This is a genomic window from Actinoplanes sp. L3-i22 (assembly GCF_019704555.1).
GTDB lineage: Bacteria > Actinomycetota > Actinomycetes > Mycobacteriales > Micromonosporaceae > Actinoplanes.
The window spans coordinates 8,979,881-8,993,142 of record NZ_AP024745.1 but is presented as its reverse complement, the minus strand read 5'-3'; the positions used below and the strand labels follow the sequence as shown (position 1 = coordinate 8,993,142).

At 73.3% G+C, this 13,262-nt stretch carries 11 protein-coding genes; 5 read left to right on the top strand and 6 right to left on the bottom strand.

The annotated features are described in order from the left end of the window. Window positions 1-583: 583 nt before the first annotated feature. Complete coding sequence (locus L3i22_RS40410; protein ID WP_221322717.1) at window positions 584-4,051, top strand: BTAD domain-containing putative transcriptional regulator; 3,468 nt, start codon at window positions 584-586, stop codon at window positions 4,049-4,051. Here the strand turns inward: L3i22_RS40410 and L3i22_RS40405 are convergent, their stop codons facing one another. The 3 genes from L3i22_RS40405 to L3i22_RS40395 form a co-directional block, all read right to left on the bottom strand. Continuing rightward, complete coding sequence (locus L3i22_RS40405; RefSeq protein WP_221322716.1) at window positions 4,052-4,873, bottom strand: ABC transporter permease; 822 nt, start codon at window positions 4,871-4,873, stop codon at window positions 4,052-4,054. After that, window positions 4,870-5,853, bottom strand: a complete 984-nt coding sequence (locus L3i22_RS40400; RefSeq protein WP_221322715.1) for an ATP-binding cassette domain-containing protein — start codon at window positions 5,851-5,853, stop codon at window positions 4,870-4,872. Before L3i22_RS40400 ends, L3i22_RS40405 begins: the two co-directional genes overlap by 4 nt. A gap of 180 nt (window positions 5,854-6,033) precedes the next feature. Beyond that, window positions 6,034-7,461, bottom strand: coding sequence for a cation:dicarboxylate symporter family transporter (locus L3i22_RS40395; protein WP_221322714.1), 1,428 nt, complete (start codon window positions 7,459-7,461; stop codon window positions 6,034-6,036). 85 nt (window positions 7,462-7,546) lie between these two features. On the opposite strand from L3i22_RS40395, the gene L3i22_RS40390 reads away from it, so the two are divergent. Both L3i22_RS40390 and L3i22_RS40385 read left to right on the top strand, forming a co-directional pair. Continuing rightward, the gene (locus L3i22_RS40390; RefSeq protein WP_221322713.1) at window positions 7,547-9,112 is read left to right on the top strand and encodes a sensor histidine kinase; all 1,566 of its coding nucleotides are present in this window, start codon (window positions 7,547-7,549) and stop codon (window positions 9,110-9,112) included. Next, complete coding sequence (locus L3i22_RS40385; protein WP_221322712.1) at window positions 9,109-9,777, top strand: response regulator; 669 nt, start codon at window positions 9,109-9,111, stop codon at window positions 9,775-9,777. The genes L3i22_RS40390 and L3i22_RS40385 overlap by 4 nt, the downstream gene beginning before the upstream one ends. Here the strand turns inward: L3i22_RS40385 and L3i22_RS40380 are convergent. Further along, complete coding sequence (locus tag L3i22_RS40380) at window positions 9,732-9,995, bottom strand: hypothetical protein (protein ID WP_221322711.1); 264 nt, start codon at window positions 9,993-9,995, stop codon at window positions 9,732-9,734. The genes L3i22_RS40385 and L3i22_RS40380 overlap by 46 nt on opposite strands. A gap of 42 nt (window positions 9,996-10,037) precedes the next feature. After that, window positions 10,038-10,256: a hypothetical protein gene (locus L3i22_RS40375; RefSeq protein WP_221322710.1), complete on the bottom strand. Its 219-nt coding sequence runs from the start codon at window positions 10,254-10,256 to the stop codon at window positions 10,038-10,040. 323 nt (window positions 10,257-10,579) lie between these two features. Here L3i22_RS40375 and L3i22_RS40370 point away from each other — a divergent pair, with 323 nt between their 5' ends. Both L3i22_RS40370 and L3i22_RS40365 read left to right on the top strand, forming a co-directional pair. Then, a complete protein-coding gene (locus tag L3i22_RS40370; RefSeq protein WP_255657534.1) occupies window positions 10,580-10,810 on the top strand; it encodes a hypothetical protein in 231 nt (76 codons plus the stop codon). 20 nt (window positions 10,811-10,830) lie between these two features. Continuing rightward, window positions 10,831-11,703: a helix-turn-helix transcriptional regulator gene (locus tag L3i22_RS40365; RefSeq protein ID WP_255658751.1), complete on the top strand. Its 873-nt coding sequence runs from the start codon at window positions 10,831-10,833 to the stop codon at window positions 11,701-11,703. A 3-nt stretch (window positions 11,704-11,706) separates the two neighbouring features. On the opposite strand, the gene L3i22_RS40360 is transcribed toward L3i22_RS40365, so the two are convergent. After that, complete coding sequence (locus L3i22_RS40360; protein ID WP_221322708.1) at window positions 11,707-13,209, bottom strand: GGDEF domain-containing protein; 1,503 nt, start codon at window positions 13,207-13,209, stop codon at window positions 11,707-11,709. Between the last annotated feature and the right edge of the window lie 53 nt (window positions 13,210-13,262).

The following is a 13,262-nucleotide window of genomic DNA, read 5'->3' as shown; positions in this document are numbered from 1 at the left end:
GGCTTCGCACCTCCCGAGCTGCTGCGTTGGATTCAGGCTAGCCTCCTAGGATGCCTTAGAGGCCTTGACTTGACGGGGCGCTCGCGGCGGCGCTGCGGGGCGGCATGGGGCGGTGTGGCGAGCAGAAGCCGGGCGGCCGGGCTGGGCTGGGCGCGGCGGGGCGGGGCGCGGCTGGGCGCGGCGGGGCGCGGCTGGGCGCGGCGGGGCGCGGCTGGGCGCGGCGGGGCGCGGCGGGGCGCGGCGGGCGAAGGCCAAGCGGGCCGGGCAGGGCGGAGGCGGGGCTGGGTGGGCCGAGGCTGGCCGGGCCGGGCGGGGCCGGGCGGGGCGGAGGCCGCGGGGTGGGCCGAGTCTGGGCTCGGCGGGGCGGAGGCCGCGGGGTGGGCCGAGGCTCGGCGGGGCTCGGCGGGGCTCGGCGGGGCTGGGTGGGGCTGGGTGGGGCTGGGTGGGGCTGCGCTGGGCTGGGTGGGGCTGGGCTGGGTGGGGCTGGGCGGTTGGGTTGGCTGAGTGGGGGCTGAGGTCGGGTTGAGGGGGTGGGTGGGGAAACGGTTTGGTGTGGGTGGGGCGGGCGCGAGAGGATCGCTGCGTGAGCGAGCACGGGGAGGGTGCCGGGCGGTTGCGGGTGGAGCTGTTCGGGGGGTTGCGGGTCGGGCGGGGTGCGGCCGATCTCGCGGTGCCGGGGGCGAGGCTTCGCGGGCTGCTCGTGCGGCTGGCGCTGGCGGCCGGGCGGCCGGTCGGGGCCGGGGCGCTGGTGGACTCGCTGTGGCCGCTGGACCGGCCGGCCGATCCGGCGAACGCGCTGCAGTCGCTGGTGTCGCGGCTGCGCCGGGTGCTCGGGGACGCCGACGCGGTGACCCAGGACGAGGGTGGCTACCGGCTCGCGGTGGGCGACGACGACGTGGACGTGATCCGGTTCGAGCGGCTGGCCGGGAGCGGGCGGCAGAAGCTGCGGGCCGGGGACGTGGCCGGGGCCGCCGAGCTGCTCGGGGCGGCCGTCGAGCTGGTGCGCGGGCCGATGGTGGCCGAGGTCGGCGCGGTGGCCGAGGCGGTCGGGGTGCGGCTGGGCCGGTCGGTCGGCTCGGCGCTGGCCGACGTGGCCGAGACGGATCTGCTGCTCGGGCGGTTCGATGCGGCCGAGGGGCGGCTCACCCGGCTGCTCGAGGAACATCCGCTGGACGAGCGGGTCACCGGGCTGCTGATGGACACGCTCGCGGCCCAGGGGCGGCAGGCGGACGCGCTCGCGCTGTATGAGCAGGTCCGGGAAGAGGTCGCGGATCGGCTCGGGGCGGATCCGGGGGCGGCGTTGCGGGAGCGGCACTTGCGCCTGCTGCGCGGTTCCGACATTTCCGAAATGAGCGCCGGGCCGGGAAACGGCGCGGCAAGCACCGGGCGGGGCACGGCGAACGCCGGGCTGGGCGCGGCGGGCACCGGGCGGGGTGCGGCGGGCGCCGGGCGGGGTGGGGCGAGCACCGGGCTGGGCGAGGCGGCGGCTGCGGACGAGGCGGCTGGTCCCGAGGGAACGGCCCGGGTGGGGCGCGGGGCCGAGGCCGTACCGGCGAATGGTGTGTCTCGGAACGAGAGCAAGCCGGCGGCGAGCAACCTGCCGGAACCACTGACCAGCTTTATCGGCCGTGAGGCCGATCTTGCCCGGGTCGACGCCCTGCTGGCGGTGGGGCGGCTGATCACCGTGCTGGGGCCCGGCGGCGCCGGGAAGACGCGGCTGGCGACGCAGGCGGCGCGGCGCCGGCGCGGGGAGTTCCGGGACGGGGTCTGGCTGATCGACCTGGCGGCGGTGACCGCGCCGGCCGAGCTGCCGGCGGCCGTGGTGACCGCGACCGGGCTGCGCGCCTCGGCGATCTTCGAGGGGGGTTCGGGGCTGCGGCCGGAGGGGCGCACCGACCTGGACGTGCTGGTCGACCAGTTCGCGACGCGCGAGTGCCTGTTCCTGGTGGACAACTGCGAGCACCTGATCGACGCGGTCGCGCACCTGGCGACGGCGCTGCTGGTGCGCTGCCCGGGGCTGCGGATCCTGGCGACCAGCCGCGAGCCGCTGGCGGTGGACGGCGAGGCGCTGGTGCCGCTCGGGCCGCTGGGGATGCCCGAGCCGGGCGCGCCGGACCAGGCCCGGCGGTCGCCGGCGGTGCGACTGTTCGCCGAGCGGGCCGCCGCGGTGCTGCCCGGGTTCGAGGTGGACGACACGACGGTGGCCGACGTGGTGCAGATCGTGCGCCGGCTGGACGGCCTGCCGCTGGCGCTGGAGCTGGCCGCGGCCCGGCTGCGCACGCTCGGGCTGCGCGAGCTGGCCGACGGCCTGGACGACCGGTTCCGCCTGCTCACCACCGGCAGCCGGACGGCGCTGCCGCGGCACCGGACGCTGCGCGCGGTGATCGCGTGGAGCTGGGAGCTGCTGGCCGCCGGCGAGCGGACCGTGGCGGAGCGGGTGTCGGTGCTGCCCGGCGGGGTGACCGCGGGTTCGGCGACGGCGGTCTGCGCGGACGCCGGGGTGCCGGCCGGGCTGATCCCGGATCTGCTGGCCGCGCTGGTCGACAAGTCGCTGCTGCAGCGCACGCCGGACGGCCGGTACCGGATGCTGGAGACCCTGCGGGAGTACGGGATCGACCAGCTCGCCTCCCAGGGCTCGCTGACCGGGGCCCGGCGGCTGGCCGCTGGCTACCTGTCCGACCTGGTCGCCGAGCACGATCCGCGGCTGCGCACCGCCGAGCAGCTGGACGCGCTGGTCGTGCTGCGCGCGGAGTACGACAACGCGCTGGCCGCCCTGCGCCACCTGTGCGACGAGGGGGACGCGGACGGCGCGACCCGGCTGGCGCTGAGCCTGGTGTGGTACTGGCAGATGTTCGGCCGGCACGCCGACGCCGCGTTCTGGCTGCACGAGGCGCTGAAGCTGCCGGGGGAGCGGAGCCGGCTGGTCGCCGACTGCGCCGAGGCGGTGCTCACGCTCAACCGGGTGGGCTCCGAGGTGGTGATGATGGCCGAGACCGTCCAGCAGCGACAGGACCGGCTGCGGGCGCTGTCCGGCCGGCTGATGTCGCATCCGGAGCTGCCCGGGCTGGTCGGGGCGCTGTCCGCGGTGGTGCTGTTCATGGCCGACGAGCGGGACGCCGCCCAGGCCCGGATGAATCAGCTGGTGGACGGGCCGGACGCGTGGGTGGCCGCGCTGGCGCAGCTGTTCCGGGCCCAGGTGGCCGAGAACAACGGCGACGTCCAGCAGGTCCGGGTCGACGTGACGGCCGCGCTGGCCGGGTTCCGGGCGGCCGGTGACCGGTGGGGGCAGGCGACCGTGCTGCCGTTGCGGGCGCTGCTCCGGCAGTACGACGGTGACCTGGACGGCGCCCTGGCCGATCTGACCGCGGCGAGGTCGCTGGCCGGCGAGTTCGGCTCGCTCGACCTGGGTGACGAGATCTTCATCGACCTGCGGGCGGCCGACCTGCATCTGCGGCGCGGCGAGCCGGCCGAGGCGATCGCGGCGCTGACCGGCGCGCGGGTGCGGGCCGAGCGGGCCACGTCGCCGGAGATGATGCTGCTCATCGACGCCCTGGAGGCCGGGATGATGGTCACCCTGGGCGATCTGGACCGGGCCGAGGAGCTGCTCGGGCGGGCCGAGGTCGGCCTCCGGACGGGCGGGCCCGACTTCATGAACGGCGACCACGGCACCGCGATCATCGAGGGGGTGCGGGCCACGCTCGCGCTGCGCCGGGGTGATCCGGTGCGGGCGGAGAAGGCGCTGGTCCTGTCGTACGCGGCGGCCCAGGAGACCCGGGACATGCCGATCCTGTCGCTGGTCGCGGTGGGTGCGGCCGGGCTGGCGGACCTGGTCGGCCGGCCCCGGGAGGCGGCGCAGCTGCTGGGCGCGGCGGCCCGGTTGCGGGGTTCGCACGACCCGACCGACCTGCAGGTGGCCGAGCTGACCCGGCGGAACCGGGCGGCGCTGGGCGACGACGGGTTCGCCGAGGCGTACGCGGCTGGCTGGGCCCTGGACCCGACGACAGCGCTGGCCCGGGTGAACCCGGGCCAGCTGCGTGCTTTGGAGGGTTAATCAGGTGCGCTTGTTGTAAGCGCGCAGGGCCAGCGGCACGAAGACCACCAGCAGGCCGGCCATCCAGGCCAGGGTCATCAACAGGTGGTGGGCGACCGGCCCGCCGATCAGCAGGCCGCGTTCCGCCCCGACCAGGTGCGTGATCGGGTTGACCTTGACGAAGGCCTGCAGCCAGCCGGGCAGGGTCTCGGTCGCCACGAACACGTTGCTGCCGAACGAGAGCGGGAAGACCAGCAGGAACATCACGCCCTGCACGGCGCCCGAGGTGCGCACGATCATGCCGACCCAGACCGAGATCCAGCCGAAGCAGAGGCCGAAGCCGACGGCCAGGGCCACCGCGGCCAGGGTGGCCGGGGCGTCGGTCTGGATCCGGAAGCCCATCACCGCGCCGATGCCCAGGGTCACCACGCACACCGTGAGGTAGCGGACGATGTCCGCCATGACCGCGCCGACCAGGGGCGCCGACCGGGAGACCGGCAGCGACCGGAACCGGTCGAAGACCCCCTTCTCGATGTCGGCGTTGAGGTTCTGGCCGAGCGCGATGCCGCCCATGGCGAGCGACTGACCGAGCATGCCGGGCAGCAGGAACTGCAGGTAGGCGTGCCGGTCGCCGCCGGCGATGGCGCCGCCGAACAGGTAGGTGAACATCAGCAGGAAGATGACCGGCTGGATGGTCACGTCGATCAGCGCCTCGGGCGTGCGCACGGTCTTGATCAGGCTGCGCTTGGCGAGCGCGCCGCTGTGCCGGACCAGCGCGAGGAACGATCCCCCGCGGGGCGTGTCCAGGCGGATGGGTGCGTCGTCCAGAACTGCGGTGCTCATACCAGCGCCTCCGTCTTCTTCTCTTTCTCGCCACCGCCGGTGAGCGTGTGGAACACCTCGTCGAGGCTGGGCAGGTGCAGGCCGAACTCGTTGACCTCGATGCCGGCCCGGCGCAGCGCCGGGATCACGTCGTCGAGGGCGCGGTCCGAGGTCACCGGCACCGACGCGGCGCCGGGCCGGGATCCCGAGGCGGTGTCCGGCGCGGCGTTGGTGCCGGGGGAGGCGACCTGGTCGAGGATCTGCAGCACCTCGGGCAGCCGGTTCACGTCGGCCGGCCGGATGCGCAGGGTCTGCCCGCCGACCCGGCGCTTGAGCCCGTCCGGGGTGTCCTGGGCGATCACCTTGCCGTGGTTCACCACGACGATCTCGTCGGCCAGGGCGTCGGCCTCCTCCAGGTACTGCGTGGTGAGCAGCACGCTGGAACCCTGCGCGACCTGGGTGCGCACGACGCCCCACATGTCCTCGCGCTTGGCCGGGTCGAGGCCGGTGGTCGGCTCGTCCAGGAAGATCACCTCGGGGTGGCCGACGAGGCTGGCGGCCAGGTCGAGGCGGCGGCGCATGCCACCGGAGTACGTCTTGGCCGGGCGCCCCGCCGCCTCGGTCAGGTCGAACCATTCGAGCAGCTCGGCGGCCCGCTTCCGGGCGTCCCGGGTGGTCAGGTCCAGCAGCTTGCCGATCAGCACCAGGTTCTGGGTGCCGGTCAGGTCCTCGTCGACCGACGCGTACTGCCCGGTCAGGCCGATCCGGCGGCGGACCTTCTGCGGCTCGCGCAGCACGTCGATGCCGGCCACGAACGCGGTGCCCGAGTCCGGGCGCAGCAGGGTGGCCAGCACCCGGACGGCGGTGGTCTTGCCGGCCCCGTTGGGCCCCAGCACGCCGAGCACCGTGCCCCGGCGCATGGCCAGGTCCACCCCGTCGAGCGCCTGTGTCTTGCCGAAGCGTTTGCGCAACCCCTCGGCGCGCACCACGAGATCGTCCACGATTCTCGCTCCCCCTCATCCGTTGTCGAGGATCAGGTTGCGGGAGGGCGCTGGCATGTTTCGCACATGGCGCTGGCACGGCTCCCCGAGGGGCCGGGGGAGCCGTGCCAGCGAGCTGTCAGGTCCGTCGTCGTGTGCGGGGCGCGCGCGGAACGCCGTACCCAAATCGTGTTTTAGGGTTTAAATCCCTTTTGTTCCGGACGGCGCGGCGGTGCCGGCGGCCTCGGTGCCGCCGGCGGTGGCCGGGGCGGAGGCGGCGGTGGCCGAGGTGCCGGCGGCGACCGGGGCGGAGGCCGAGGTGGAAGCGGCGGCGGGGGACGGGGCGTGGGCGTCGTCGAGCATCGTCGCCTCGTCGAACGGGTCGTGGCCGCTGAGCACCAGCTCCGCCTTCTCCCGGTCGAACTCCTTGGTCCAGACCCCGATCAGCACGGTCGCGATGGCGTTGCCGGCGAAGTTGGTCAGTGCCCGCGCCTCGGACATGAACCGGTCGATGCCGACGATCAGCCCGACCCCGTCGACCAGCTCCGGCCGGTGCGTCTGCAGGCCGCCGGCCAGGGTGGCCAGGCCGGCGCCGGTGACCCCGGCGGCCCCCTTCGACGCGATGATCATGAAGAGGAGCAGGGAGATCTGCTCGCCGATGGAGAGTGGCTTGTCCATCGCCTGGGCGATGAACAGCGACGCCATGGTCAGGTAGATCGCCGTGCCGTCCAGGTTGAACGAGTACCCGGTCGGCACCGCGATGCCGACCACCGGCTTGCTCACGCCGACGTGCTCCATCTTGGCGATCAGGCGGGGCAGCGCCGACTCGGACGAGGAGGTCGACAGGATCAGCAGGAACTCCCGGCCCAGGTAGCGGAACAGCCGCCAGATGTTGACCCGGGCGACCACCCAGAGCAGTGGGCCGAGTACCGCGAACACGAAGATCGCACAGGTCAGGTAGAAGCCGAGCATGATCTGCGCCAGGCTGATCAGCGCGTCCACGCCGGCCGAGCCGACCACCGCGGCGATCGCGCCGAACGCGCCGATCGGAGCCAGCCACATCAGCATCGCCAGAACCCGGAAGACCAGGCGCTGGAACGCCCCGATCGCGGTGAGCACCGGCTGGGCCCGCTCGCCCATCGACTGCAGCGCGAAGCCGATCAGCAGCGCGACCAGCAGCGTCTGCAGCACCTCGTTGCCGACCAGCGGGGAGACCAGGGTGGTCGGGATGATGCCGAGGATGAAGTCGGCGGTGGTCTCACTGGCGGTGTCGCTGACCTGCTTCTGGCCGGCCGCGGCGACCGAGGCGTCCAGGTGCAGGCCGGCGCCGGGGTGGATGATGTTGCCGACGATCAGGCCGATGGCCAGCGCGACCGTCGACATGATCAGGAAGTAGCCGAGGGTGAGGCCGCCGACCTTGCCGACCTTGGCGGCCTTGCGGACCGAGCCGACGCCGAGCACGAGCGTGCAGAAGATGACCGGGCTGATCATCATCTTGATCAGGTTGACGAATCCGGTGCCGATCGGCTTGAGCTCCACCGCCGTGTCCGGTGCGAGCAGGCCGACGGCGATGCCGAGGAGGACGGCCACGATCACGGCCGGGTACAGGTAGCGGGTGCGATCCTTCATGGCCGTGACTGTGGTCTAGGTCTCAGCCTGGATCACGATTACGGTCATTCTGTTCATCGGCTTGAAACGTCAGGATGGCCCGCCCATGACCCGTCGGTGGAGTATCGCGCGGCAGCTGTTCGCGCTGCAGGTGCTGGTCGTGACGCTGTTGGTGGCGGTCTGCACGACCGGCGCGGTGCTGCTCGCCCAGCGGGACGCCCGCAACGCCGCGATCGGCCAGGTCACCGCGGTGGCCGAGACGATCGCGCACTCGCCCGAAGTGGTCACCGCGTTGCGTTCGGAAGATCCGAGCAAGACCCTGCAGCCGTACGCCGAGGCCACGCGCAAAGCAACCAGCACCGACTTCGTCGTCGTGATGGCGCCGGACCGCACCCGCTACACGCATCCGACGCCCGCCCTGATCGGCCACCCGTTCGCCGGCTCGGTGGCCGGCGCGCTGGCCGGTGGCACGGTCGTCGAGGAGTACCCGGGCAGCCTCGGCGACTCGTGGCGCACGGTGGTGCCGATCCGCGACGAGGCGGGCGCGATCGTCGGCCTGGTCTCGGTCGGGATCCGGACCGCGGCGATCAACCGGGCCCTGGTCGCCCAGTTCCCGGCGGTCGCCACCGGCACCGCCGCGGCGCTGCTGCTGGCCGCGGCCGGCGCGTGGGCGCTGAGCCGCCGCCTGGGCCGGCAGACCCACGGGCTCGGCCCGGCCGAGATGACCAGCATGTACGAGTACTACGACGCGGTCCTGCACTCGGTCCGCGAGGGCCTGGTGGTGGCCGGCCGCGACGGGCGGGTCGAGCTGATCAACGACGAGGCCCGGCGGCTGCTCGGCGTCCCGCTCGACGGCCCGGCCGACCTGCCCGCCGAGGTGGCCGGCCTGCTCGCCGAGCCACGCGCCATGGTGGACGAGCCGATCCTGACCGGCGACCGGATCCTGGTCGCCAGCCGCCGCTTCACCCACGACTCCCGGGGCAGTGTGCTCACCCTGCGCGACCACACCGAGCTGCGGCAGCTGACCGGCGAGCTGGACTCGGTGCGCGGCCTGACCGAGGCGCTGCGGGCCCAGGCGCACGAGGCCGCGAACCGGCTGCACACCGTGCTGACCCTGGTCGAGCTCGGCCGGCCGGAGGAGGCGGTCCGGCTCGGCACCGAAGAGCTCGCGCTCGCCCAGCAGCTCACCGACCAGGTGGTCGGCGCGGTCCGCGAGCCGGCCCTGGCCGCGCTGCTGCTCGGCAAGTCCGCGCAGGCCGCCGAGCGCGGCGTCGAGCTCACTGTGGACCCGGACTCACAGATGAACGATGCGCGGCTGCCGTCTCGTGATCTGCTCACGGTCGCCGGCAACCTGGTCGACAACGCGCTGGAGGCGGTCGCCGGGGTGCCGTCCGGCTCGCCGCGGCGGGTGCGGGTGCTGGTCCGGCAGGAGGAGGACGAGGTGGTCGTCGAGGTCAGCGACACCGGCCCGGGCCTGACCCCGGAGCAGGCCGCCTCGGCGTTCCTGCGCGGCTGGTCGACCAAGCCGGGCGCCGGCCGCGGCATCGGGTTGTCCCTGGTCCGGCAGATCGCCGAACGGCACGGCGGTGGTTACGCGATCTCCTCGGCGCCGGGCGGCGGCGCGATTCTCACGGTACGGCTGCCCACCGCCCGCCGAGCGGCCGTCCGATGATCCGGGTGCTGGTCGTCGACGACGAGCCGTTGATCGCCGAGGCCCATCGCGCCTACACCGAGCGGATCGACGGCTTCGCGGTGGTGGGGGTGGCGCACACCGCCCGGGAGGCGATGGGGGTCCTCCGTACCCAAGAAGTGGATCTTGTTCTGCTGGATCTGAACCTGCCCGACCGGCACGGCCTGGACCTGGCCCGCACGCTGCGCGCGGCCGGCAGCGGTGCGGACGTCCTCGCCGTCACGTCCACCCGCGACCTGGCGATGGTCCGGCAGGCGGTGGCCCTGGGCGTGACGCACTACCTGCTGAAGCCGTTCACGTTCGCCGCGTTCCGCGACAAGCTGGACCGGTACGCCCGCTACCGCGCCCAGCTCGTCGAGTCGACCGAGGCGGCCGCCCAGCACGAGATCGACCGGGTCTTCTCCACCCTGCGCGGCAGCCCGCCCGACACGCTCCCGAAGGGCCTGGACGCGGCCACGTTCGACCTGATCCTGACCGCGTTGCGCGCGTCGCCGGGCCTGTCCGCGGCCGAGGTCGCCGCCCGCACCGGCACGTCCCGGGTCACCGCCCGCCGCTACCTGGAGCACCTGGCCGAGTCCGGCCGGGCCGCCCGCACCCCGCGCTACGGCGGCCCGGGCCGCCCGGAGGTGGAATACCGCCCGGCCTGAAGCCTGCGCCGGGTGGCGACCGCGGTCCGCAGCGCGGGCCACAGCCGCAGCCGCCGGCGGTGATCGGTGGCCGCGACCAGCGCGGCCAGGGCCGGCCGCTCGTGGGCCGGGACGAGAACGATGACGATCAGCAGGGGCAGGGCCGCGGCCAGCAGCTCGGTCACCAGGAAGAACGCGACGAGGGCGGCCACTAGCGCGGCGATGACGAGGAAATTCATGGGCTCCGCTCCGATCCGGTCGGCGAACGGCGATGGATGCGGTCAGCGCACGGCGATCGCGGCCAGCAGCAGGATCAGGCCGACCCCGAGAGCGAAGGCGACGATGGCGGCCGCCGCGGCCGCCTCGAGAACCGCGCCGAACGGCTCCAGGGCGCGTTTCAGGTAGCGGAGGCCGATGATCAGGCAGATCCCGGCCAGGGCGAGGTAGAGCGTGGACCGGTCACCGGCAAGCGACAGGTCCGACAGCGACAGCTGGGTCATGAGCACCACCAGGGCTTCGAGTGGTCAGGTGACTCCATCGAGTGTGTGTTCCCGGCCGAGCCGGCGTCTACGGTCTATTCACCAGTCGTGAATATATTCTTGCTGAGCGTGATCGCTGATGAATCCGAGCGTCGTGGTTCAGGTCGCCGCGTCTGTGAACCCGCCGGTACAGCTCAACTGGAGTGCCGGTTCCTTCACTCAGGCGTTCCAGCCGAAAGCTAGTCAGGTGTAATCCCGCGGACGCGCGCAGCATCGTCCCGCAAAAGGGGCGTATTTCGGTGCTCCTAGCTTTCTCTAACGCAATCCATGATTTAGTCTTTACCGTGACTGAAAACATCCCCGCGACCGTTCCGGAAAACATGTCCTTGACCGTCGTGGCCAACAGCTGTACATCGGGCGCGTGCCCGACCATCTATCGAACCGGGTCCGGCTCTCTGGTCGTCCAGGGTTACGTCGTTCCCGCCCGCCAGGCGGGGGTCGATGTGCCGGACGGCGAGATGCTGGTGGAGATCCCTGCGGAGCTGTTGGCCGAGGCCCTGCGCAATCTTTCTTGACGACCGAGCGGAAGAAGCTGGTGACGGCGCATTCGGGTGCACCCGGAGGGCAGGACGAATCGGTCGGCACGATTCTGGGCCGGATGCGCCGGAGCCGGAAGATCAATGGTTCCACGCTGGGCGCGATGGTCGGCATGAGCCAGCCGAAGATCTCGCGTATCGAGCGGGAGGACGGTGGCCCGCCGGCCCCGGCCGACGTCGTCGCCATCGCGCGCGCCCTGGAGGCCGACGAGGCCACGATCGATGACCTGCGCCGGCGGGCCGAACAGGCACACGACCGGATGACCGAGTGGAGGCCGGCCGCGGCCGGGCTGGCCAACCGGCAGCGTGGCGTCGCCGAGTGGGAGTTCTCGGCGAAGGAGATCCGCGACTTCCAGCCGGCGGTCCTGCCCGGGCTGGTGCAGACCGGAAGCTACATGCGCGCCACCCTGATGTCGTTCCAGCGCGTGGTGCAGTCGGACGGCGACGAGCGCGAGCTCTCCCGGGCGATCACCGCACGGACCGAGCGTCAGGAGGTCATTGCCGACACCGGGATCACGTTCCGGATCGTGATCACTGAGGCGGTGCTGCGCACCCGGATTTGCCCGCCGGCGTCGATGATCGAGCAGCTCAGTCACCTCCGCGAGCTCGCGCACCGACCCAACGTGCGCTTCGCGGTGGTCCCGGAGGAGGTGCCGACGCCGATTCCGCCGCAGCTCGGTTTCACCATCTTCGACGAGGACATGGTCGTCATCGAGACCTACAACACCGGCCTGTTCTCGCGCGGTGGCAACGTCGTCCGGCAGTACGGGCGGGTGTTCGAGGGGTTTGAGCAGGCGGCCACCACCGACATCGAGCCGATCCTGGCTCGGTACGAGGCGTACTACGTCGAGAAGCTGACCCGGCCGGCCTGACAGTCATGCCGCGGCGAGCCAGGCGGTGCCGGGGAGCTTTTTCGCGGCGTACATGGCGTGGTCGGCCCGGCGGATGACGGTTACCGGGTCGTCGCCCGGGACGGCGGTGGCGACGCCGATGCTCACCCGGATGTCGAGCGGCGTGCCGTGGAAGGTGACCGGGGCGGCCAGGGCCGCGATCACCCGCTCGACGACCGCGGCAGCCTCCTGGTCGGCGGTGCGCGGTGCGGCGGGCGGGGGCGCGTGAGCGGCCGGTAGGAGCAGGACGAACTCGTCGCCGCCGAGGCGGGCGGCGGTGTCGCCGGGGCGGATCGCGGCGGACAGGGCGTGGCCGACCGCGGTCAGCAGCAGGTCGCCGGCCTCGTGCCCGTGCACGTCGTTGACCTGTTTGAACGCGTCCAGGTCGAGCACCGCCACCCGGACCGGCCCGTCCTCCAGAGCGGCCGCCAGGCGCTGCTGGAACAGGGCCCGGTTGCCGAGCCCGGTCAGCGCGTCGTGGGTGGCCGCGTGATCGAGTTCGGACAGCAGACGGGCGTTGTCGCGCAGCGTGCCGGCCTGGCGGGTGGCGACCACCGCGGTCAGCAGGACCCCGCTGAACGCGACCGCGATCATGTCGGAGCGGTCGGCCACCGCGGACCACAGCAGCAGGGCGTCCACGGCGGCGACCGCCAGGTACGGCAGCAGGCTGTACGGGCGCCGCCGGCGACGCGAGCGCGCGGCGACCGGCGCGCCCCACTGCGCCTCGGCGGCCATCGCGCCCAGGCAGAACACCGCCGGCAGGTGGATCTGGGCCACGTACAGCCGCGGGTCGAGGTGCACGATCAGCGGCTGGAACATCGGGGCCAGGGTGCCGATGAGGACCGCCGCCGCGAGCAGCCGCAGGCCCCGGGCATCCAGCGCCGAGTACTCCCCGAGCACCACCTTGGCCAGCGCGAACACCGCCAGGACGGCGAGCACGCAGAGCCCGAGGGAGGCCGCGACGGCCGGCGTGAGGCCGGCGCCGAGCGCGCGCCGGGTGCTGAAGTGCCAGATGAACACGGCCGAGGCGAGGGCGACGGTGCCGGCGTCGAGGGCGACCCGGGTGGCCGCCCCGGCCTGCCGGCCCCCGGTCGGCAGCCGGACCAGGGCGTGGCAGAGCACCAGCAGCGCGAGCCCGTGCAGGAACAGCGTGATCGGCCCGGTGTAGGAGGCCCGCGCCTCCGGATGCCCGAGCACGTCCACCGCCTGCGCGGTCTGCCCGGCCCCGACCAGCAGCGGCACCGGGGTCAGCCGTCGCCAGAACGCGCGGGTCGGCGCGGGCAGCCCGGCGTGGCGGGAGAGCAGCCAGAAGACCGTCGCGAGCAGGGGCCCGTACCCGGGGATGGTGATCCAGAGCAGCCAGGCCGGCCCGAACGGGTGCACCGGCCAGACCACGAACGTGGTCAGCGCCACGGCGAACAGGGCCAGACAGGCGCGGGTGGCCAGCCGGGCCGGGGTCGGGACGCTCACTCGATGCCGGATCGGCATCGGTCGGACGTACTTGAGCGTTGCGCTCAACTTTGCGGGTCACATGCCGAACT

Coding starts and splice junctions, on each gene's coding strand:
- L3i22_RS40390 (WP_221322713.1), top strand. CDS start 7,547: ATGACCCGTCGGTGGAGTATCGCGCGGCAGCTGTTCGCGCTGCAGGTG.
- L3i22_RS40360 (WP_221322708.1), bottom strand. CDS start 13,209: ATGCCGATCCGGCATCGAGTGAGCGTCCCGACCCCGGCCCGGCTGGCC.
- L3i22_RS40385 (WP_221322712.1), top strand. CDS start 9,109: ATGATCCGGGTGCTGGTCGTCGACGACGAGCCGTTGATCGCCGAGGCC.
- L3i22_RS40380 (WP_221322711.1), bottom strand. CDS start 9,995: ATGAATTTCCTCGTCATCGCCGCGCTAGTGGCCGCCCTCGTCGCGTTC.
- L3i22_RS40405 (WP_221322716.1), bottom strand. CDS start 4,873: ATGAGCACCGCAGTTCTGGACGACGCACCCATCCGCCTGGACACGCCC.
- L3i22_RS40375 (WP_221322710.1), bottom strand. CDS start 10,256: ATGACCCAGCTGTCGCTGTCGGACCTGTCGCTTGCCGGTGACCGGTCC.
- L3i22_RS40395 (WP_221322714.1), bottom strand. CDS start 7,461: ATGAAGGATCGCACCCGCTACCTGTACCCGGCCGTGATCGTGGCCGTC.